19 protein-coding genes are annotated in these 21,530 nt (G+C 72.2%); 7 read left to right on the forward strand and 12 right to left on the reverse strand.

What is annotated here, in order from left to right; all coding sequences use genetic code 11:
* Nucleotides 1-60 precede the first annotated feature (60 nt).
* Genes ACFQ79_RS05485 through ACFQ79_RS05500 form a run of 4 tightly spaced genes read right to left on the reverse strand, consistent with a single transcriptional unit; the run spans nucleotide 61 to nucleotide 4,670 of the window.
* A complete protein-coding gene (locus ACFQ79_RS05485; RefSeq protein ID WP_383579519.1) occupies nucleotides 61-1,452 on the reverse strand; it encodes a GH1 family beta-glucosidase in 1,392 nt (463 codons plus the stop codon).
* 35 nt (nucleotides 1,453-1,487) lie between these two features.
* Complete coding sequence (locus ACFQ79_RS05490) at nucleotides 1,488-2,327, reverse strand: carbohydrate ABC transporter permease (protein WP_073918348.1); 840 nt, start codon at nucleotides 2,325-2,327, stop codon at nucleotides 1,488-1,490.
* 34 nt (nucleotides 2,328-2,361) lie between these two features.
* Nucleotides 2,362-3,354, reverse strand: coding sequence for a carbohydrate ABC transporter permease (locus tag ACFQ79_RS05495; RefSeq protein WP_383579520.1), 993 nt, complete (start codon nucleotides 3,352-3,354; stop codon nucleotides 2,362-2,364).
* Nucleotides 3,355-3,365: 11 nt separating this feature from the next.
* Nucleotides 3,366-4,670: an ABC transporter substrate-binding protein gene (locus tag ACFQ79_RS05500; protein WP_383579521.1), complete on the reverse strand. Its 1,305-nt coding sequence runs from the start codon at nucleotides 4,668-4,670 to the stop codon at nucleotides 3,366-3,368.
* 134 nt (nucleotides 4,671-4,804) lie between these two features.
* Between ACFQ79_RS05500 and ACFQ79_RS05505 the strand changes: the two genes are divergently transcribed.
* From ACFQ79_RS05505 to ACFQ79_RS05525, 5 genes are all read left to right on the forward strand, one after another.
* Entirely contained in the window at nucleotides 4,805-6,148 is a 1,344-nt protein-coding gene (locus tag ACFQ79_RS05505) for an ROK family protein (protein WP_383579522.1), read from the forward strand.
* Nucleotides 6,149-6,317: 169 nt separating this feature from the next.
* Nucleotides 6,318-7,073 (forward strand): carbonic anhydrase, encoded by a 756-nt coding sequence (locus tag ACFQ79_RS05510; protein WP_383579523.1) that lies wholly within the window; start codon nucleotides 6,318-6,320, stop codon nucleotides 7,071-7,073.
* 459 nt (nucleotides 7,074-7,532) lie between these two features.
* On the forward strand, nucleotides 7,533-8,183 hold the full coding sequence (locus tag ACFQ79_RS05515; protein WP_383579524.1) for a DUF4360 domain-containing protein: 651 nt from the start codon (nucleotides 7,533-7,535) through the stop codon (nucleotides 8,181-8,183).
* 280 nt (nucleotides 8,184-8,463) lie between these two features.
* A complete protein-coding gene (locus tag ACFQ79_RS05520) occupies nucleotides 8,464-9,612 on the forward strand; it encodes a tetratricopeptide repeat protein (RefSeq protein WP_383579525.1) in 1,149 nt (382 codons plus the stop codon).
* A gap of 62 nt (nucleotides 9,613-9,674) precedes the next feature.
* On the forward strand, nucleotides 9,675-10,736 hold the full coding sequence (locus ACFQ79_RS05525) for a polyprenyl synthetase family protein (RefSeq protein ID WP_383579638.1): 1,062 nt from the start codon (nucleotides 9,675-9,677) through the stop codon (nucleotides 10,734-10,736).
* A gap of 25 nt (nucleotides 10,737-10,761) precedes the next feature.
* Here ACFQ79_RS05525 and ACFQ79_RS05530 read toward each other — a convergent pair whose 3' ends face one another.
* From ACFQ79_RS05530 to ACFQ79_RS05540, 3 genes are all read right to left on the reverse strand, one after another.
* The gene (locus tag ACFQ79_RS05530; protein WP_383579640.1) at nucleotides 10,762-11,316 is read right to left on the reverse strand and encodes a SixA phosphatase family protein; all 555 of its coding nucleotides are present in this window, start codon (nucleotides 11,314-11,316) and stop codon (nucleotides 10,762-10,764) included.
* A gap of 182 nt (nucleotides 11,317-11,498) precedes the next feature.
* On the reverse strand, nucleotides 11,499-12,728 hold the full coding sequence (locus ACFQ79_RS05535; protein ID WP_383579526.1) for a PP2C family protein-serine/threonine phosphatase: 1,230 nt from the start codon (nucleotides 12,726-12,728) through the stop codon (nucleotides 11,499-11,501).
* Nucleotides 12,729-12,880: 152 nt separating this feature from the next.
* Nucleotides 12,881-13,783 carry a LysR substrate-binding domain-containing protein gene (locus ACFQ79_RS05540; RefSeq protein ID WP_383579527.1) on the reverse strand — a complete coding sequence of 301 codons (903 nt, stop codon included), beginning with the start codon at nucleotides 13,781-13,783 and terminating at the stop codon, nucleotides 12,881-12,883.
* 139 nt (nucleotides 13,784-13,922) lie between these two features.
* On the opposite strand from ACFQ79_RS05540, the gene ACFQ79_RS05545 reads away from it, so the two are divergent.
* Both ACFQ79_RS05545 and ACFQ79_RS05550 read left to right on the forward strand, forming a co-directional pair.
* Nucleotides 13,923-14,939 carry an aldo/keto reductase gene (locus tag ACFQ79_RS05545; protein ID WP_383579528.1) on the forward strand — a complete coding sequence of 339 codons (1,017 nt, stop codon included), beginning with the start codon at nucleotides 13,923-13,925 and terminating at the stop codon, nucleotides 14,937-14,939.
* A 77-nt stretch (nucleotides 14,940-15,016) separates the two neighbouring features.
* A complete protein-coding gene (locus ACFQ79_RS05550; RefSeq protein WP_383579529.1) occupies nucleotides 15,017-15,454 on the forward strand; it encodes an SRPBCC family protein in 438 nt (145 codons plus the stop codon).
* 25 nt (nucleotides 15,455-15,479) lie between these two features.
* On the opposite strand, the gene ACFQ79_RS05555 is transcribed toward ACFQ79_RS05550, so the two are convergent.
* From ACFQ79_RS05555 to ACFQ79_RS05575, 5 genes are all read right to left on the reverse strand, one after another.
* A complete protein-coding gene (locus ACFQ79_RS05555) occupies nucleotides 15,480-16,259 on the reverse strand; it encodes a hypothetical protein (RefSeq protein ID WP_383579530.1) in 780 nt (259 codons plus the stop codon).
* Nucleotides 16,260-16,295: 36 nt separating this feature from the next.
* Nucleotides 16,296-17,150: a hypothetical protein gene (locus ACFQ79_RS05560; RefSeq protein WP_383579531.1), complete on the reverse strand. Its 855-nt coding sequence runs from the start codon at nucleotides 17,148-17,150 to the stop codon at nucleotides 16,296-16,298.
* A gap of 72 nt (nucleotides 17,151-17,222) precedes the next feature.
* Entirely contained in the window at nucleotides 17,223-18,278 is a 1,056-nt protein-coding gene (locus tag ACFQ79_RS05565) for an ROK family protein (RefSeq protein WP_383579532.1), read from the reverse strand.
* A 128-nt stretch (nucleotides 18,279-18,406) separates the two neighbouring features.
* A complete protein-coding gene (locus ACFQ79_RS05570; RefSeq protein ID WP_383579533.1) occupies nucleotides 18,407-20,422 on the reverse strand; it encodes a PQQ-binding-like beta-propeller repeat protein in 2,016 nt (671 codons plus the stop codon).
* Nucleotides 20,423-20,478: 56 nt separating this feature from the next.
* Nucleotides 20,479-21,450 carry a hydroxyacid dehydrogenase gene (locus ACFQ79_RS05575; protein WP_383579641.1) on the reverse strand — a complete coding sequence of 324 codons (972 nt, stop codon included), beginning with the start codon at nucleotides 21,448-21,450 and terminating at the stop codon, nucleotides 20,479-20,481.
* Nucleotides 21,451-21,530: the final 80 nt, after the last annotated feature.

Here is a 21,530-nt window from a genome sequence, read left to right on the forward strand (position 1 = left end):
GACGGCCGCCCCGGTGGTGTGTCGGGGCGGCCTTCCGGAGGATCGCGACGGGGCTTACGGTCAGCCCGCGTTCGCCCCGCGGTGGGCACGGACGATGTCCGCGTAGCGGCGTCCGCTCGTCTTCACGGTCCTGCGCTGGGTGGCGTAGTCGACGTGGACGAGGCCGAAGCGCTTGTCGTAGCCGTAGGCCCACTCGAAGTTGTCCAGGAGGGACCAGGCGTAGTACCCGGCGAGCGGGGCGCCCTTGCGCAGGGCGCTGGCGCAGGCCGCGAGGTGCTGCTCCAGGTAGCGGGTGCGCTCGGGGTCGTGGACCTCGCCGTCGGGGCCGACGGTGTCGGGGAAGGCCGAGCCGTTCTCGGTGACGTACAGCTTCCGCACGCCGTAGTCCTCGGTGAGCCGCAGCAGGAAGGCCTCCAGGCCGCCGGCGTCGATCTGCCAGTCCATGCCGGTGCGCGGCACCTCGGGGAGGCGTACCTCGCGGGCGTACGGGGCGGGTCCCGTCGGGTCGTCGGCGACGGTGACCGGGAAGTAGTAGTTGAGGCCGTGCCAGTCGAGCGGGGCGGCGATGGTCTCCAGGTCCCCGGGCCTCTCGGGCAGGTCGACCCCGTACAGCTCGCGCATGTCGGCGGGGAAGCCGCGGCCGTACACCGGGTCGAGCCACCAGCGGTTGGTGTGGCCGTCCGCGCGGGCGGCGGCGGCGATGTCCTCGGGCCGGGTGGAGGCGGGCGCCACGGTCGAGTGGTTGGTGACCAGACCCACCTGGGCGCCGGGGGCGGCGGCGCGGATGGCCTGGGTGGCGAGCCCGTGGGCGAGCAGGAGGTGGTACGAGGCGCGGACGGCGGCGGTGAGGTCGGTCAGGCCCGGGGCCATCCGCCCCTCCAGGTGCCCGATCCAGCCGGAGCAGAGCGGTTCGTTGAGGGTGGCCCACTGGGTGACCCGGTCGCCGAGGCGTTCGGCGACGACGGAGGCGTAGGCGGCGAGGTGCTCGGCCGTGGCCCGCTCGGTCCAGCCGCCCCGGCTGTCCGTCACCCGGTCCTGGAGGGCCTGCGGCAGGTCCCAGTGGTAGAGGGTGACGGAGGGGGTGATGCCGGCGTCGAGGAGTCCGTCGACGAGCCGGTCGTAGAAGTCGAGTCCGGGCGCGTTGACGGGTCCGTCGCCGCCGGGGAGGACGCGCGGCCAGGCGACGGAGAGCCGGTAGGCGTCGGCGCCGAGGCCCTTCATCAGGGCGACGTCCTCGGGCCAGCGGTGGTAGTGGTCGCAGGCGGTGTCGCCGTGGTCGCCGTTGTCGATCGCGCCGGGGACGCGGGAGAAGGTGTCCCAGATGGACGGAGCCCTGCCGTCCTCGGCGACGGCGCCCTCGATCTGGTAGGCGGAGGTCGCGGTGCCCCAGGAGAAGTCCGGCGGGAAGGCCTCCAGGTCGAGCGTGGTGCGGGAGTCGGTGGATTCGGACACGGGGAACCTCTTCGTGATGGGTGTGGAGAGGGACGTCACTTGACCGCACCTGCGGTGAGGCCGGCGACGAGATAGCGCTGGAGGAGCAGGAAGCCGACGACGACGGGGACGCTGACCACGAGGGAGGCGGCCATCACCTGGTTCCAGTAGACGTCGTTCTGGGTGGCGTACCCCTGGAGACCGACGGCGAGGGTGCGGGTGGTGTCGTTGGTCATGACGGAGGCGAAGAGGACCTCGCCCCAGGCGGTCATGAAGGCGTAGACGGCGACGGCGATGATGCCGGGGGACGCGGCCGGGACGATGACGCGGAACAGCGCGCTGATCGGCCCGCAGCCGTCGACCTTCGCGGCCTCGTCGAGCTCGCGCGGGATCGAGTCGAAGTAGCCGGTCAGCATCCAGATGGAGAACGGCAGCGAGAAGGTCAGATAGGTGAGGATCAGGCCTTCCCGGGAGCCGAAGAGGGCGATGCCGGTGGCGTTGCCGATGTTGACGTAGATGAGGAAGAGCGGCAGCAGGAAGAGGATGCCGGGGAACATCTGCGTGGACAGCACCGTGACCGTGAAGACCCGCTTGCCGCGGAAGGTGTAGCGGCTGACGGCGTACGCGGCGAAGATCGCGACCATCACCGAGAACACCGTGGCCGCGCCCGCGACGACGATCGAGTTCATGAAGTAGTCGGCGAGCGGGACGGTCTCCCAGATGTCGACGTACGGGCGGAGCGTGAGCCCGGACGGGAACCACTCGAACTTCCCCGAGACGTCCTCCAGCGGCTTCAGGGAGCTGGAGACCATGACGTACACCGGCAGCACCACGAACGCGGTGAGCAGGGTGAGGAAGATCCGGCGCGCCCAGAGGAACGAGCGGGGCGCCGCCATGGGGGAGCGCGGAGCCGCGCGCCGGGATGCGTGCTCAGACATCTGAGGTCTTCCTTCCGCGGCTGGTGAGCAGGAGGTAGACGCCCGTGACGACGAGGAGGAAGAGCAGCAGGAGCACGGACATGGCCGAGCCGGTGCCGAAGTTCCAGGTCTGGAAGGACGACTGGTAGATGTGCAGCGAGATCAGGTCGGCGGACTCGGGCGCCGCCTTGCCGAAGAGCACGAACGGCGTGTTGAAGTCGTTGAACGTCCACAGGAACAGGACGAGCACGAGGACCTGGTTGACCGAGCGCAGCGACGGCAGGGTGATGTGCCGGATCTGCTTCCAGACGCCGGCGCCGTCGAGCGCCGCCGCCTCGTACATGTCCCGGGGGATGTTCTGCAGTCCGGCCATGACGGTGAGGAAGGCGAAGGGCCAGCCCTTCCACACCGAGACGACGAGCAGCGTGTAGAAGGCGTTGTCGCCGATGAGCCAGAAGGCGGGGCTGTCGCCGATGCCGAGCTGGTCGTGGAGGACGTGGTTGATGAGGCCGTTGTCCCGCTGGAACATGAACGCCCAGGTGATCACGGCGGCGTACACGGGCAGGGCGTACGGGACGAGGAACAGGGTCCGCAGGAAGCCGCGGCCCCGGAAGTTCTCCTGGAGGAAGATCGCGGCGGCCGTCCCGAGGAACCAGCACAGCCCCACGGAGAGGACGGTGAACAGACACGTCGTCAGGAAGGACTTCAGCAGCGCCTGCCCGACGGGGGCGTCGAAGTCGATCGCGACGGTGTAGTTGTCCAGGCCCGACCAGGGAGCCTCGCCCCAGTTCCGGATGTAGAACTGGGTCAGCTCCTTGAAGCTCATGGCGATGCCCATGAGCATCGGCACGAGGTGCACGAGGAGTTCGAGGAGCAGGGCGGGCAGAAGCAGCAGGTAGGGCAGTGCGATGCGGCGACGCCCGGAGCGGCGTGGTGCGCGTGCCTCTCCGGGTGTGGCCTTGCGCACCGCCGGCTCGGTCGGGTGAGCGACGGCGGTTTCGGTCATGGTGGGGCGGCCTACTTCTTGGGCATCTGCTGCTGGGCCTTTTCGAGCTTGGCCTTCACGGACTCCGTGGTGACCGGGCGGCCGGCGGCGGCGTCGGCGAACAGCTCCTTGACCGCGGTGCCCACGACCGTCTCGAACTGCGACTCCTCGGGCACCTGCGGCAGCGCCGCGGCGCTGGTGGCGAGGGTGTCGCGGATGACGGTGAGCGAGGGGTCGGCGAAGGCGGCGTCCTGCTGGGCGCTCTTGACCGGCGGGACGGAGCCGTACGCCTTGTTGAGGGCGATCTGCTCCTCGTCGCTCGTCATGTACTTCACGAACTTCAGCGCGCCGTCGAGGTTCTTGGTGTTCTTGAAGACGGCCAGGTTGATGCCGGCGACCATCGAGTTGGTCTGGGCGCCCTGACCGGGCTTGCCCGACGGGACCGGGGCGGGGGCCACGCCCCACTCCTCCGGACCCATGCCCTGCGAGGAGAAGGTCTGCGACGGGGTCTGCCACAGGACCATGCCGGTCTTGTTCTTGGCGAAGTCGCTCAGGGACTGGTTCTGGGCGTACTCGGCGTTGCCGGGGGCGACGATCTTCTGCGCGGCCATCAGGTCGATGTACTGCTTGACGGCGGCGACGGCACCGTCGGAGGTGAAGTCGGGCTTGCCGTCGGCGGTGAAGAAGTCGGCGCCGTGCTGCTTGCCGAGGACGAAGACCTGGTGGATGTTGTTGGAGAGGTTGGAGCCCTCGACACCGATGCCCGCGTTGCCGCCCTTGCTGAGCTTCTTGCCGGCCGCGATCACCTCGTCCCAGGTGGTCGGCGGCTTGGCTATGCCCGCCTCCTTGAACATCTTCTTGTTGTAGTAGAGCGCGTAGGCCATGGAGTACAGCGGGACGGCGGCCGGGTCCTTGCCGGGGACGCCGGTGGAGCCGAGTGCGGAGTCGACGAAGCGGCCCTTGCCGCCGATGGCCTCCAGGTTCTTCGCGTCCCACGGCAGGAGGGCGCCGGTGGACTGGAGCGAGGCGCTCCAGGTGTTGCCGATGTTGAGGATGTCGGGGCCCTGGCCGGAGGTGGTCGCGGTGAGGATCCGGTTGAGGAGGTCGGACCACGGGATCACCTCCAGCTTGACCTTGATCCCGGTCTCCTTCTCGAACTGGTCGAGCTCGGGCTGCAGGACCTTCTTGTCGACCTCCAGGCTGGCGCCCTGGTTGGAGGCCCAGTAGGTGAGGGTCTTCGGCGACGACTCGCTCCCCTCACCCCCGCCGCAGGCGGTGGCGGTGAAGGCGAGGGAGAGGGTGACGACACCGGTGACAGCGGCTCTGACTCTGCGCATGGCTCCTGGGCCCTTTCGGGGACGAGGGGATCGCCGATGTGAGGGGCGGCTGGAGGCCTCGCCGTAACATCGGCTTAATTTAGGATGTGAGTTAAACCCCATGAGAAGGTCGCGTCAAGGCTTGTACTGCGGGTATGTTGCAACGAACGACTTCAGAGACGGGGACCAAAGTGCACGCGAGAACTGGCCGCACGGTGCGTGACCTGCGGCGCGAGAACCGCACCGCCGTTCTGCGCAGGCTGTACTTCGACGGACCGATGAGCCGCCTCATGCTCGGCCCCGCGACCGGACTCAGCTCGGGCTCCGTCAGCAACGTGGTCGCCGAACTCGTCGCCGACGGCCTCGTCGAGGAGGCGGGCAGCGTCGACTCCGCCGGCGGTCGCCCCCGCACCCTCGTCCGCATCACCCCCGCCAGCGGCTTCATGATCGGCGTCGACATCGGCGAAACCCGGGTCAGGATCGAGCTGTTCGATCTCACCCTCACCGAACTCGCCCGCACGGAACGCCCGTTGGCCTGCTCCGGACCCCGTACCGCCCGCTACGACGTCGACCTCGTCGTCGACCACCTCCGCGAGGGCATCGCCGAGGTGCTGCGCATCGCGGACGTACCCGCCGACCGCCTCATCGGTGTCGGCGTCGGCGTGCCCGGCATCGTCGCCCGCACCGCCGAGGACGGCGCGGTCGTGCACGGCCAGACCGTCGGCTGGGACGCCGTCCCCTTCGAACGCCTCCTCCGCGCCGCCGTCGACCTGCCCGAGTCCGTCCCGTACTGGATCGACAACGGCGCGAAGACCCTGGGCCAGGCCGAGATGTGGTTCGGCGCCGGCCGGGGCGCGCGCAGCGCCGTCGTCGTCCTCTTCGGCTCGGGCGTCGGCGCCTGCGTGGTCACGGACCCGATGGGGCCGGGCCGGGCGATCGAGTGGGGACACCTGACGGTACGGGTGCGGGGCCGCCGCTGCCGCTGCGGCGCCCAGGGCTGCCTGGAGGCGTACGCCGGATCCGAAGCCCTCCTGGAGCGGTGGCGGGAGGCCGGCGGCGTGCCCCCGGCCGGTGCGGACGAGGAGACGGCGCTGACGGCGATGCTGGCGGCCGCCTACCCGGCGGAGCCCGGGACGGAGCCCGACGCCACGGCGCTCGCCGTCCTCGCGGAGACCGCCGAGTACCTGGGCGCCGGATTCGCCGACCTCATCAACCTCTTCCAGCCCGAACGCATCCTCGTCGGCGGCTGGGCCGGCCTCCAGCTCGGCACCCGCTTCCTCGAGACCGTGTCCGGCTACGCACGGGAGTACGCGCTCACGTACCCGGCCAGCCGTACCGGCATCGGTCTCGGCACCCTCGGCCCGGAGGCCGTCACCGTCGGCGCGGCCCTGCTGCCGCTGGTCGACTTCTTCGCCCAGGGAGGCCGACGCCCCGAGAGCAAGCCCACGATCCCCGCCCCCGCCTGGCAGTCGGCCCTCCAGGACCGCGTCTCGCCCTGAAGCGCGTCGACCGGGCCGGGGGACCCCGCCGGGCGGCACCCGTGCCGCCCGGGGCCGTCGGCAAGGCCCCGGGACCCCGGCAGTGCGGCGGCTTCAAGAGTCGTCAAAGACCTTCTGCGCGTTGGGCAAGGCAAGGCCGGGCGGTCCCACGGAGTCGTACGTTCCTGGTGTGACTCCTCCTTCTGAACCTCACATATCCCAGGGCCCGGCCGTGGCCACCTCCTCCTCGCGCCGCACCGTGCTGCGCACCGCCCTCACCGGAGCGGCACTGACCGCAGGAGCGTGGGCAGGTGGCCTTCCGGCGGCATCGGCGACACCACCGGCGAACGGGAAACCGCGGCCCACCACACCCGCCGCGGCCTTGCGCGAGCTGAACGCGGGCAACCGGCGCTGGCGCAGCCACCACGAGCGACACCCCCACGAGTCGCTCGCCGTCCGGAGGGAGATGGTCTCCGGACAGCATCCGTTCGCCGTCGTCCTCGGTTGCATCGACTCCCGCGTCGCGCCCGAACTCGTCTTCGACCAAGGCCTGGGCGATCTGCTCACCGTGCGTTCCGCCGGAGAGGTCCTCGACGAGGCGGTGCTCGGCAGCGTCGCGTACGGAGTGCTGGAGCTTGCCATCCCGCTCGTCGTGGTCCTCGGACACCAGTCGTGCGGCGCCGTGTCCGCGGCCGTCCACGCGGACCGGACCGGTGAGCGTCTTCCCGCGCACATCCAGTACATCGCCGACCAGATCAAACCCGCGATCGACCGTGCGCAGGAGGGCGCCGCCCGCGTCGACGCGACCGTCTCGGCGCAGGTACGGCGCGTGCGGTCGCAGCTCGCGGCGGAGCCCGACCTCGCTTCGAGGATCAGCGAGGGACGGCTGGCGATCGTCGGCGCGCGCTACGAGCTGACCAGTCAACTGGTCCACACGGTCGACTGAGCGTCCCCCTGCCCACCCTTCGGCCGGTACGCCCGCCGGTCGAAGGGGGAGTGGCACGGCCTGGGGCTGAAGCCCCGCTTCGCGGGGGTCAAGAGGCGTCACGCGCGCTTCCACGCCAAAAAGGGGGTGGTCCGACGTGCGGTTAATGGCTGGGCGCCACCCTGCCCCGAGGTGCGCGGGCACCTAGCATTCGACCATCCCCGCTCACAACTGCGGGGCGGTCGGACAGAGTTCATACGCATGATAGTTCAACCGTTGCCGGTTGGACTACCCCGCTGCGTACGTCCGGCCTCGTCGATCTCCCGCACCTCGCACCAGTTCTCACCGCATCAGGTCTCCACCGCACCAGGTCCATGACGGCCGCCGCCCTCGAGCGCGGCGCGCCGCATCCCAGCCCGTGGCCCGGACGCACCCGTACGTCCGAGCCCATCGGGAACCGAAGCACCGGATGGGAGAAACATGAGAGGTCCCCTGCTCGTGAGCGCGGCGGTCGCCGCCCTGTTCGCCTCGGCCCTGCCCGCCCAGGCCGGACCGGGGTCGATCGTCGACCCGCCGCCGGACAGGATCGTCATCGACATCGCGACGGTGAACGGATCCGGCTGCCCCCTGGGCACCGCCGCCATCGCCGTGTCCGAGGACAACACGGCCTTCACCGTCACCTACAGCGAGTACCTCGCGCAGGTGGGCGGCGGCTCGTCCCCCACGGCGGCCCGCAGAAACTGTCAGCTGAACCTGCTGGTGCACGTGCCACAGGGCTTCACGTACGCGATCGCCAGCGCCGACTACCGGGGCTACGCCTCGCTCCAACGCGGGGCGAGCAGCACGGAGAAGGCCTCATACTACTTCCAGGGCTCGCCCAGCACGGCCTCCCGCACGCACACCTTCCGAGGCCCGTACGAGGACAACTGGCAGGCGACCGACGACACCGACTGGGCACAACTGGTCTGGGCGCCCTGCGGCGTCCAGCGCAACTTCAACATCAACACCGAACTCCGGGTGAACGCCGGCACGTCGAGCCCGAGCACCACCAGCTACATGACCATGGACTCCACGGACGGTGACATCAGCACTGTCTACCACCTGGCGTGGAAGGAGTGCCCGGCCGGCTGACGCGCGCGGCGGCCGCGGCGCACCACCGCGCCCGGCCGCCGACCGGACACGGTCCCGCAGTCCGGCTCCGGCGGCTTCGGCCGCCGCGCCGCGGCCGTCACACGCGGCCATCCGCTCCGACGTCCGTCTCGCTGACGATCTCCCATCACCGCGTAGTACTTGAGGATGATCCGGCGCCCATACGGAGACGGACTTTGCGACCGATGGGGAACCCGGGCCCGAGAGAACCGTCTTGATCCTCGCGTCGGCTTGATCGTCGAGCCGACCCGAGGAGGTTCTGATGGCAGGTCAGGTGACGGAGAGGCCGGCGCGGGCGTCGGCGCCGGAGTACCAAGGGGCGCTGGGGTCGCTGTCGGTGAACGCCTCCCTGCCCGAGGTGCTCGCCCGGGGCGTCCGGGAACTCCGGGCGGCCGAGGAGGCAGGGGACCGTCGGGAGGCGGCGCGCTGCGGTCTCGCCGTGGCCGAGGCCTGCCGCAGGCTCGGGCGGATCGAGGAGGCCGACCGGGCGTGGAAGGCGAGCTACCGGGCGGCGCGTTCGGCCGGTCACGAGGGTGCCATGGCGTGGGCGCTGTGGAGCGGCGGCACCCTGGCCCGCCAGCGCGGTGCGCTCAGGCTGGCGTACCGGCTCCTCGGGCTCGCGGCCGAGGCCGGCGAGCGGGGCGGGGACATCGTCGTACGGGGCTACTCGCTGGCGGGGCTCGCCGAGACCGGACGCATCCAGGGCGACTACGAGGCGGTGGGACGGCTGCACGAGCAACTGCTGGCCGAGGCCCGCCGTCGCGGCGAGGCCCGCCACACGGTGTGGGCCCTGGAGGGCATCGCGCAGATGCATCGCAACACCGGCTCCTACGACAAGGCCCTGGCCCTCTTCGAAGAGGCGGCCGAGACGGCGTCGCGCGCCGAGGACCGCCGCGGGTGGGCCTGGGCCCTGCGGGGCATCGCCGACGTGGTGTCCGTACGGGACGGCGATGTGGAGCGCGCCCTGTCCCTGCTGTCGCGGGCGGAGGAGGCGTGCAAGGAGATACGGCTGGCCAGCGCGCTCGCCTACAACCACAAGATGCGCGGCAACGTGCTGTACCGGGCGGGTCGCTACGAGCAGGCCCGCGAGCTGTACGCGCAGGCCCTGGCGGAGTTCCGCGAGATGGAGGAGCCGCGGGGGACGGCACTGTCGAGGCTGGGACTGGTCAAGGCCGAGGCCCGCCTGGGCCACGACGCCGCGCACACCGCCGCCGAACTGACCGACCTCCGCACGACGCTCGACCGCATCGGGCTCCGGCCCGCCCGGGACATGGTGGACAAGGCCGCGGCCGAACTGGGCGTCGGCCCGCTGCCCGACCACCACGGAGACGGACCGGGTGAAGCCGGCCCCGTGCTGCCGGCCGTCGGCGCGGAAGCCCTGCGGAAGGCCGACGTGGAGGGGCTGCGGTGAGCGCCCTCCCGACATCCGCCCGGCCGGTCCGCGCCCGCACGGGCGCGCCTGGCACCACGGCCGTGACCGTGGTGAGCGCCACCCGCGGTCACGAGTCCTCGGCGACCGCCCTTCTGGACCGGTGCCGTGACCGGGTCCGGCCCGCGCTCGCGGAGGCGGTGGGCCGGCTGCACCCCTGGACCGGAGAGATGGCGGCGTACGCGCTGGGCTGGGCCGACACGGCCGGCACCCCGGACCCCGGCGGATCCGAGGGCAAAGGGGTGCGGCAGGCGCTCGCCCTGCTCGGGGCCGAGGCGGTCGGCGCGGACGGCGCCGACGCGATCCCGGGCGCCGTCGCCGTCGAACTCGTGCACACCTTCTCCCTGCTGCACGACGACATCATGGACGCCGACGCGCTGCGCCGGCAGCGTCCCGCGGTGTGGAAGTCCTACGGGACGGGCCCGGCCGTCCTGGCCGGCGACGCGCTCCTCGCCCAGGCCGTGACGAGCCTGGCGGAGACCCCGGGCCCGCGTACGGCGGCCGCCGTACGGCAGCTCTGCGGGACCCTGACCGCGCTGGTGTCCGGACAGGCGGAGGACCTGCGCTTCGAGGAGCGTCCTTGGTCAGGGCCCGGCGCGGTCGAGCCGGAACAGTACCGGTCCATGGCCGAGGACAAGACAGGCGCCCTGCTGGGCTGTGCGCTCGCGCTCGGCGCGATCCTCGGCGGCGCCCCCGACAGGACCGTGAGCGCGCTCGACCGCGCCGGACGCCGACTCGGCCTGGCTTTCCAGGCGGTGGACGACATCCTCGGGATCTGGGGTGACCCGGGAGTCACCGGAAAGCCCGTCCACGCGGACCTCCGGCAGGGCAAGAAGACCTACCCGGTCCTCGTCGCCCTGGCCGGCGGAGGAAGGGCCGCACGCGAACTCCAGGCGTTCCTCGGGTCGGGACGGCGGATCGACGGCGAGACCGCCGAGCACGTCGCGGCGCTCGTGGACGAGGCCGGCGGGCGGACCGAGACCCGGGAGCAAGCACGCCGACACCTGGCCGCCGCCCGCCACGCGCTGCGGGAGGCGCCGCTGAAGCACTCCGCGGCACAGGAACTGGACGTGCTGTTCACCCACCTGCTCGACCGCACCTGGTGACGTGGGGGCGGGTCGGGGACCCCGCTCAGGAGGCGCCGCGGGCCCCGCGGGGAATCGCCAGTTCCGTCAGGAGCGCAGCACCCGGGCGCAGCCCGGTCCAGGCGCCGGACCAGGTCAGGACGGCGACCGCGGACGTCGGGAACTTGGTCCGCACACGGTCCAGGAGGTCCTCGTCCGCGCCCGCCGTACCGGCCGCCCGGGCCGCCCCGTCGGCCCCGTCCGCGCCCGTCGCGAGCAGGAGGATCAGGTCCTCCAGACCCGGGTTGTGCCCGACCAGGAGCAACGTGCCGACGTCGTCGGACACGCCGTGGAGCACATCGAGCAGTTCCGGGCCGTCCGCCCCGTACAGCCGCAGGTCGTGACGGGTCGGCACAGCGCGCTCCAGCTCCGCGGCCGCCAGCTCCCAGGTGTGGCGGGCACGCCGGGCCGGGGAGCACAGGACCAGGTCGGGCAGCCCACCGGCCTCGGCCAGGAAGCGCCCGACGGCCGGGGCGTCACGCAGCCCGCGCGGGCCGAGGGGGCGGTCCTGATCGGCGACCCCCTCGGGCCATGCGCTCTTGGCGTGGCGCAGGACCAGCAGGCGGCGGGGCCTGCCGTCGGCGCGGCGGGTCCCGGCGGCACGGGTCCCGGGAGAACGGTCGTGCTCAGGGGGCTCGGTGGAGGGCTGCACGACCTTGAGCGTACGGGGTGGTGCGCCGCACGGCCATGGACGCTACGGGCGGGCCCGCGCGGCGAGGCGGCCGGCCCGGCCGCGGTATCGGTTCACAGACGGATGACGACGAGCGCCGTGTCATCCGAGTTGCCGTTGGTGTTCAGGAGGTCCGCGAGGAGGGCGTCGGCGAGGTCCTCGGGGTTGTCCCTCCTGCGCCGGCGCAGGGATTCGGCGAGCCGTGCGAGGCCGGCGTCGATGTCCTCGGTGCGGCGCTCGATCAGGCCGTCGGTGTACAGCACCAGCGTCGCGCCTTCGCTGAAGGCGGCGGTCGCCTGGGGGCGGGAGACGTGCTCAGGGCGGGCGCCGAGCGGAGGGTCGGTCGCTTGGTCGAGGAAGGTCACGTCGCCGCCCGGGCTGAGCAGCGCGGGCGGAGGATGGCCGGCGCTGCTGTACGTCAGGGTGTGCGTGCTCCAGTCGATGAAGGTCGTCGCCACGGTCGACGACTCGGCGCCCTCGACGGAGCGGGCGTAGAGACCGAGGACTTCGAGCGCCTGGGCCGGGCCGTCGGCGACGAGCGTCGCCGCGCTCAGCGCGCTGCGCAGTTGTCCCATGACACAGGCGGCGCTGAGGCCGTGGCCCACCACGTCCCCCACGGCCACCGCCATACGGTCCCCGGGGAGACCGACGAGGTCGTACCAGTCGCCGCACACGTTGAGGCCGCCCACCGCGGGGCGGTAGCGGACGGCGGCGCGATGGTGTCCGACGGGGCCGGGGGAGGGGAGCATCGCCGCCTGGAGGGCCAGTGCCACCTTGCGCTCCCGGGCGTGCGCCTTGCGCAGGCGCTCGTTGACCTCCTGCAGTTCCCGGGAGCGGGTGTAGAGCTCGGCCTCCAGTCGGGCCGCCTTGGTGGTGCCCGCGAGACCGCCACGGGCACGGATGAGCTGAGTGACCTCCTCCACCCGGTGCACGATGAGCACCACCTGATCGTCGGGGCCCAGCACGGGCGCGTTGACCGGGCTCCAGAAGTGCTCCTGCCAGTGGCCGGGCCGCTGGGAGTCCTCGATGTCGTAGCGGAGCAGCGCCATGGTGTCCCGTTCGCCGGTGGCGACCACACGGAGCATCGACGCCTCGGTCTCCCGCATACCGGCGGCGGCCGGGTCGCCGGGGTTCTCGGGGAAGGCGTCGAAGATGTAGCGCCCGACCAACTCCTCGCGGGAACGCCCGGCGAGACGTGCGAAGTCCTCGTTGACGTCCACGTACACCAGCTCGGGCGTGAGCAGCGCGACCATGCCGGGCAGGGCCTGGAACACGGCCGCGTAGTCGACCTGCTGATCGTTCATTCCCTGCCCGTCCCGGCGCCGACCGCCGTTGAGTGCTCTTCCACGATAGGAGGGAACGTGCCACGGAGACCGGGGCGGAGAGCTCCCCAGCCCAAGATCGTCACCCGGTTGGCCCCATGAGGGTCACCACATCGAGACGCCGGAACGTTACGTCATTCAGCTCGCGGAGTCCCCGCCAGGACCGTCGCGCGGAAGGACGCCACCACCGGCCGGAGATCGACCCGGTGCCACGCCGCCCAGAGCCGCACCGATCCGTCGTACCAGGGGAGTTCCCGTACGACGATGCCCTCGGTCGAGCCGCGCACCATGCTCCGCTGGACGAGCGCGAGGCCGAGGCCGGAGGCGACCAGCCCCAGTGCGGTGAGGGCGTCGGCGGCGTCGAGGCGGATGTCCGGGGTGAAGCCGGAGGCGGTGCACGAGGCGACGAACGCGTCACGCCAACCGGGGGCGTGGGAGTCGCCCACCGCGATCCACGGCTGACCGTCCAGATCGTCGGGCGTCACGTCCTCCCGACCCGCGAGGGGATGGTCCGCGGGCACCGTGAGCAGCAGCGGATCCCGCAGCAGGGGCGCGGCGTCCAGGTCCGGATCGTCCTGCGGAGGTGGCGTGCGGACGAGCGCGATGTCGAGGCTCCGCTGGCGCAACCCCTCGAACTGGTCGGCCGAGTCCTGGTCGTACAGCGCCACGTGGATGCCCGGGCGCTCCTCGCGCAGGGTGCGCAGAGCCGTGGGCAGGACTCCCGTGTGCATGGCGTCGGCGACGTACCCGATGCACAGCCCGCCCTCCTCGCCCCGGCCGAGTCGCCGGCCGAGGTTCTCCAGCCGGTCCGCGTGGCGCAGCAGAGCGCGGGCCTCGGTCAGGAAGACGTGGCCGTCCGAGGTGAGCCGAATGCGTTGCTGGCTCCGCTCGAAGAGGGTGAGGCCCAGGTTCTTCTCGAGCTGGGCGATCTGCCGGCTGAGGGGCGACTGGGAGATGTGGAGCCGTTCGGCGGCCCTTCCGACGTGCTCCGTCTCGGCGACGGTCACGAAGTAGCGGAGTTGTCGCAGGTCAAGCATGTGGGACCTCAAAGGACTGAAGTGAGCCCGAGTAAGTCTTGGACAGTCTCATGTAGGGATCCTAACCTCGGAAGCACAAGGTCGACGGATCGGCCATTCATCGGCAATACGTTGCAATTCCAAGCCAAAAGGATCTTTCGTGACCATCTCCTCCCTCCTCCCCGGCACCCTCGGCTTCGGCACCGCCCCCCTCGGCAACATGTTCCGCGCCATCCCCGACGACGAGGCCGCGGCCACCGTCGAAGCCGCCTGGACCCAGGGCATCCGCTACTTCGACACCGCCCCCTTCTACGGCGCGGGCCTCTCCGAGAGCCGCCTGGGCGACGTCCTCGCCCAGCACCCCCGCGACGAGTTCGTCCTCAGCACCAAGGTCGGCCGTCTCGTCCTCGACGAGATCGAGGACCCGGCCGCCCGCGACCTGGGCGAGAAGGGCGGCCTCTTCGAGCACGGACGCCCCCACACGATGGTCAACGACTACAGCGCCGATGCCACGCTGCGTTCCATCGAGGACAGCCTGAAGCGACTCAGGACCGACCGCCTCGACATCGTCTGGGTGCACGACGTCGCGCAGGACTTCTACGGGGACGCATGGCTGGCCGCGTACGAGACCGCCCGCACCGGCGCCTTCCGCGTCCTCCAGCGGCTCCGCGACGAGGGCGTCATCAAGGCCTGGGGCCTGGGAGTCAACCGCGTCGAGCCCCTGGAGCTCACGCTCGACCTCGACGAGCCGAAGCCCGACGCGTTCCTCCTCGCCGGCCGCTACACGCTGCTCGACCACGGCCGGGCCCTGCAGCGCCTGCTCCCCGCGGCCGCGGAACGGGGAGTCGACATCGTCGTCGGCGGCCCCTACAGCTCGGGGATCCTCGCCGGAGGCACCCACTTCGAGTACCAGAAGGCGCCGGCGGCCATCGTCGACAAGGTCGAGCGGATCAAGGCCGTCGCCGCCCGCCACGACGTCGGCATCAAGGCCGCCGCCCTGCAGTTCTCCCTCGCCCACCCGGCCACCGTCGCCGCGATCCCGGGGGCCACGAAGCCCAGCCGCATCGCGGAGGACGTCGCCGCGCTGGAGGAGACGATCCCCTCCGCGTTCTGGAACGAGCTCCGCGCCGAAGGGCTCATCGCGGGCGACGCCCCCGTGTCGGCACCCACCGCCTGACCTGCATCCCCACCGCCGGACAGACCTTCCCCTCCCCCCCACACACACACGCACGCACAGCACCGAAGGAGACCTCCGTGGCCACCACGACCGCGACCATTGACATCCCCGCCTCCCCGGAGAGCGTCTGGCAGCTCATCGGCGGCTTCGACTCGCTCCCGGAGTGGCTGCCCTACATCCCCACCAGCCGCCTGGGGGAGGGAGGCCGCGTCCGCACCCTCACCAACGAGGACGGCGGCGTGATCGTCGAACGCCTCGAGGCCTTCGACGACAAGGCCCGCAGCTACAGCTACTCCATCCTCCAGGCGCCGTTCCCCGTCACCGGCTACCTGTCCACCCTCAGCGTCCACGCGGGAGAGGACGAGGCCACGGCCCGTGTGGAGTGGACCGGCACCTTCACGCCCGACGGCGTCGGCGACGACGAGGCCGTCGCCCTCTTCCACGGCATCTACCGGGACGGCCTGGCCGCGCTGCACGAGACGGTCACCTCGGGCCACTCCCTGCGGACCTCGTGACGCACCCGATCCACGGCGCCCCCGGTCAGCTGTCCGGCAGGACCAGCCAGACCTCGGACAAGGCGAGGCCGTGTTCGCGGGTCACCACCCCGCACGGGCAGCCCAACGACATCCGGCCGTCATCACAGGCCACCGTCCACGGGCCGGTCACACCCGCGCACGCGGGGCACCCGAAGGTCTCGGCCGTCCACACGCCGGCAGCGGGTCTGCCGTAGTGACGGAAACGCCCCGCGTACCGGACCTGCCAGGGGTCGACCCGGGGAGTGACCGGAAGCGTGCCGACGGGGACCGTGCCGACCGGAACCGTGCCGGGCCGGCTTCCGGAGGCCAGCAGGGTGAAGAGCTCGACCAGGGCGGGGAGAAGCGCCTCGCCGGCGTCCGTCGGCGGCACCGACGGGCCGCCCGTCGCCCCGATCGACGATCCGTACCTGGGGGCCGCCGCCGCGGGCGGCGGGTTCGGAGCTCCGTGCCACGGCAGGAACGCGCGGGCGACGGCGGCCAGGAGGGCTGCCGCACGTGGGCTGACGGCGCCGGCGTCGAGATGATGGAGCGCAGTGCGCAGGATGCGCTGGAGCCTCCGGTCCCGATCCGTGAGCGTTGTCCGTGCGGACGCCGCTTGCCGCGACGGGAGCGGAGCCGCGAGGCGCTTCAGCACCGCCGTCGCCGCCCCGGAGTCCGGCGCCGCCGGGCGCCACTCGCCGGCGACCAGGAGTTGCCGCGCTCGCCCGGCCTCGCGAGCGAGCGAGCGCGTGGGCAGCACCGGCGAGCCGAAGTCCGCCCAGGACGCCTCGTGCCCGTCCGTCATGTCGCTGCCCTCCCGGCGGTGTCCGCGGCCGCGTGGTCAGCCGAGGATCGAAGCATCGGACTCGGCCGCCTCGGCGGCAGGCACCGTGACCTTCACCGGCCTGCCGAGCTCGGTGAGCGTCAGCGTGTTGACGGAGGAGGCGGCACCTTCGATCGTCATGGACAGGCGCACCTGCACGGCCCGCTTCCGGCTGTCGACCCATACGTCGACGGTCGCGGGAATCAGGCCTCCCATGAGGTCGCGGAGCCGGTCCGTCTTGGCCCGCATCTCCTTGTTCATCTGCAGGGTGAGCGCCTCGTGGGTGAGGAGACCTCGGTACCGCGTCACGGCGGAGCCGTTCAGGTCCTCCTCGCCCACCTGCTGGAACCTCTCGCCCATGGCGGCCTGGCGCAGCGTGTACTCGGGGTCGTTGGCGGGTGCCCGCAGTATGTGGCGGGCCTCGACCTCGTCGCGGTCGACGTAGGACCACGGCATGGTCTCGTCGCCGGCGGCGCCGCGTATGTACACGCGTCCGTCCGCGAGGACCTCCTCGAACCGGGCTGCCGTCGCGATTCCGATGCTGACGGTGCCACGGTGCTCGGCGAAGTCGTGCGCGCCCTTGCCCGAGATGACGTACGCGGGGACCGAACCCTTGCCGAGCTCCGTCCTGACCGACGTGCGGGCGGTGGTGCGCCCCGTGGCGTCGAGGGCCACCCGTACCGTACGGGTGGAGTCGACGGCGGCCGCGACCGTGGGCGTCGCCGTGGGTGTGGCGCCGGTCGCGCGCGAGGGCGTCGCCCCGGACGCACCGCCGCCGGACTTCGCGGCCCCGCATCCGGTGGACAGAAGGACGCTGCAGACGACGACGGTCGACGAAAGGGCACGGCGCACGGTGGCGGAACTCCCGGTCACATGAGGTGGGGTACGGCAGTGCCCCCTGATCATGCGACACGCCTACTGCGCTGACCAGCGTATAGAGCGAGATCAGCGGTCCCGGCCCCGGGGGCCGACGCACGACACGGCGGCTCGTGGGACGACAGGGCCGGCGGCCTCGCCGTGCGCCTCCGGGAGTCGCCGGACGGGGCCGGGCCGAGGGGCCGTCGTCCTGGTGAGCAGGTCGCGTGCGAGCAGTCCCGCGCCCAGACATGAGGCGCCGTCACCGAGGGCGGCCCGAACGACAGCGGGCGTCCGCTGGAACGTGACGCGTTCCTCCACCGCCGCCCGGAGCGGGGTGAGGAGCGTCTCGCCGGCCTCGGCGAGTCCACCCCCGATGACCAGTGTGCGAAGGTCGAGGACGGTGTGCGCGGCGATCAGTCCGTCGGCGAGCGCGGCGACCGCCTCCCGCCAGACGCGGCTCGCGGCCTCGTCGCCCGCCGCGACGGCTCGGGCGCAGGCGGCGCCGCCCACCGAGGGGTCGCCGCACAGGGTGCTCCAGGCGCGGCCGACCGCGGCCTCGGATGCCACGGCCTCCAGACAGCCGCGCCGACCACAACCGCACGGCGGGCCTCCGGGGCGTACGACGACGTGCCCGATCCGGCCCGCGTGTCCATGGGCACGGGCATCGGCCTCGATGCCGTCGCCGACCCCGATCACCCCGTCGACGGCGCTGCCGAGCGACACGAACAGGAACCGGCCGGCACCGCGCCCCGCCCCGAGGCGGCCCTCGGCGAGACCGGCGGCGCGGGCGCTCCGCTCGACCGCGACCGGCATGCCGTCGAGCCTGTGGCGCAGCGGCTCCCGCAGCGGGACGTCGCGGCGGCCGTGGCGGCCGAGGCGGGCGGAGTGCACGGCGATGCCGCCGTGCTCGGCGGACACCAGGCCGGGGACGGCGACACCCGCGGCGTCCGCGATCGTGCCGAGGCGCTCCCTGCCGCGGGCCCGCAGGTCCCCCGCGAACCGGAGGATCGACTCCACGACGGCAGCCGGGCCGAGCCCGCGCGCGAGGGGCCGCCGCTCCTCGTACAGGAGCCCGCCGTCCAGCGCGACCAGTGCCGCCTTCATTCCGGTGCCGCCCACGTCGAGGGCGATCACATGTCTCATGGGAACACTCGCACGGTGCCTCACGTCGGTGGGTTCCCAGGGGAGGGGCGCTCCGCCTGGGTGGTGCCCCGGCTGCCGGGACGAGACGCCGGGCCCGCCCGGCAGCCGGTCGTTCAGGCGCCGCACGGTCAGATCCCGGGCATGTCCTCGATGCGGACGAGGTGATGACCGCGCATCGTGTAGAGCCGCCCGCGTTCGTCCACGTTGACGTGCGGGCCGCTGTACCAGGCACCGTTGATCTCGGGGACGACGGTGGTGACGGCGAAGGTCCTCGGGTGGATGCGGAAGAGCGTGGTGTCGGAGACGCCGTAGACCGTTCCCCGGCTGGTCACCATGGCCGCGAAGCCGGGACAGATCCCCCGCAGGTCGGCCGTGTGGATCACCCGGCGGGCCGGCAGGTCGACGACGAAGAAGCCGCCCTTCCGCGTGAGGCCGAACAGACGCCGCTCCTGGACCGCCAGTGCCGCCACGCCGGTGGAGAACGGAAGATCGATGCGCCACACCTCCCGCCCCGCGACCGGGTCGAAGGCGACGAGCGTGCCCCGCGGCCCCTGCGCGGTGGGATTGTCACCCCCGAGGTACGCGATGCCGTTCCGCGTGGCCACGGCACGGACCAGCTGGGTCGCGTCGACCGGATTGACGAATACGGCCTTCCTGCCCTTCCTCGGCGAGTAGGTCCACAACGAGCCGCCGCCCTCGGTGTCGGACTGCACGCCGACCAGCAGCAGACGGTTGACCGCGTCGTGGCAGACGTCGAGCGGCCGGTTCTGCTCGCTGGGGAACGACGCGAGCTGGTGGGGCTGTTCGTCGGCCGACGGGTCGTACGTCCACATGCCCTGTCCGCTGTACTGGCCGGTGTAGAGCACCCCGTTCAGCACCTCGGCGTCCTTCGCCTCGCCCGGAGCACGGAGGTTGACGACCTTGCCGGTGCGCAGGTCGTGGCGGGCGATGACGTTGTTGCCGCCGACGTAGACGTACCGGCGGTCGGCGGCGATCCCCATGACGGTCTGCGGATCGACGGACGCGCCCGCCGAGCCGAGGTCGGTGACGGTGGACGTACCGGCCGCGATGTCGACCTCGGCGACGAAGCCGTAGCCGGAGACGACGGCCAGTGTCCCGCCGGTGTGGTCGAGGCCCCAGATCTCCCCGAGTTCGGGCCCCTCGAACGCGACCGGCGCGATGGTCCGGGTCGCCATGGTGTACGCGTGCAGTCCGGCGTCGCCGGCGAAGTAGATCCGCTCGCCGTCCGTCGTCAGGGTCTTCGCCACCTTCCCCCGGGTGGGCGTCACGGTGTACGAGGAGAGGTCGGCCAGGTCCATCACGGCGAGCTTGGCGGCCTCCGTCGATCCCGATGTGCTGACGACGAGCCGGTCGCCGAAGACGGCGATTTCCCGCAGGCTGGGGTCCCCCTCCAGCTCGGGCGGAGTGACGTCGCTGAACGTGCCCGCCGCCCGGTCGTAGGCGTACAGCGAGGCCCTGCTCGCACCGCCCCCGCCGGACAGGACGCTGCCGGCGCCGAAGAAGACGGTCGTGTCCGTGGCCGCGACGGCCCTGGCCAGAGTGGCGTTCGGGTCGGGCACGCCGAGCTTCGTCACCCGTCCCGTGCCGGGGTCGTACATCCACAGTGCGGGCGCCTTCCCCGGCACGCCGCCCACGGCGTACACGGTGCCGTCCGGGGCGACGGCGAGCTCGCGGATGTCCCTGTCCTCGGTCCGGCCGACGCCCACGGCGGGCCTGTCGGGGGTGGTCAGGTCCCAGCGGAAGAGGTTCGGCCCGCCCTCGTCGGCCTTGGCCAGGACACCGGCGTACAGGTACCTGCCCGACGGGTCCACGGCGAGGGCCTGGACCGAGTGGCCCGTCCCCAGGTCGGTACGGGCCACGACCCTGCGGGTCGGAAGACGGAAGGCGATCAGCCGGGTGGGGGTGAGGTTCCGCGAGCCGATGTAGACGGTGTCACCGACGAGGATCCCGCTCATGAGGGCGAACTGCTCGATGGCGGGCCCGAGATCGGTGACGGTCGTACGGGGGCGGGGCGGCGCCGCCTGCGCGGGCGCGCCGAGCAGCGGCGCGGCCGCCGCGCCCAGGCCGAGGGCGCCGCCTGCGCGGAGCAGCTGACGCCTGTCCATCGACGGAGAGTGCTGCATGGGGGACTCCTTGGGTCGTCGTGCGGGACATGGAGGGAGGGGCGGAGGGCCCGGGATCAGGCCGACGTGGCGAGTGCTGCCTGGTGGACGGCGTGGACGAACGGCCGTCCGGCGCAGTACCGCTCGACCTCGTCGAGCGCGCCGGCGGCGATCCGGCGGAGCTCACCGCCCAGCGAGCCCGCGATGTGCGGTGTGAGCAGGACGTTCGGCAGGGAGTAGAGCGGCGAGGCCGTGGGCAGTACCTCGGGCTCGGTGACGTCGATGACCGCGTGGATGCGTCCGGCCGTGGCCTCCACGGTGAGGGCGTCGGTGTCGACGAGCGAGCCCCGCGCCGTGTTGACGAGCGTGGCGCCGTCCCGCAGGAGGGACAGTCGGCGCGCGTCCATCAGATGGCGGGTGTCGGGCAGCGCGGGGGCGTGCAGGGAGACGACGTCCGACGCGGCGACCAGCTCGTCGAGCGCCACGTGCCGCGCCCCGAGCGTCGCGGCCCGTGCCGCGTCGACGTGGGGGTCGGCGAGGAGGAGGTCGAGGTCGTAGGGCCGCAGCAGTTCGAGCACCTTGCGGCCGACGAGCGAGGCACCGACGATTCCCACGGTGCGGCGGTAGTTGCCGAACCCGGGGAAGAGCCGTGACCAGTCGAGCGGGGAGCGCCGGTCGCGGTACAGGCCGCCGATCTCCAGGACCCGCTTGTTGGCGAAGAGGATCGCGGCCACGGTGTACTCGGCGACGGGAACGGCGTTGGCCGCGGCCGCCGAGGTCACCGCGAGCCCGCGGTCCCAGCAGGCCTGCGTCACATGGTGCTTGACGCTGCCCGCCGCGTGCACGACCGCCCTGAGGGCCGGCGCGCGGTCCAGGACGTCGGCGTCGAGGGGAGGACACCCCCAGGAGGTGATCAGGAGTTCCACGGTCTCCAGCCCCGGTGCCCGGGAGAAGTCCTCGACCACATGGTCCGGGTCGAGGTCGACGTACGCCCTGAGGCGTGCGGTCTCGGACGCCGGGAACAGAGCGTCCCGGTGGCGCCGGCCCATGGCGAACAGGGCTCGGGGACGAGGGGGTGTCGTGGTGCCGGCCGCACCGGTGGCCGTGGCGTCGCCGGCCGTGGTGCTGG

The sequence above is a fragment of the Streptomyces sp. NPDC056480 genome, assembly GCF_042795405.1.
Taxonomy (GTDB): Bacteria; Actinomycetota; Actinomycetes; order Streptomycetales; family Streptomycetaceae; genus Streptomyces.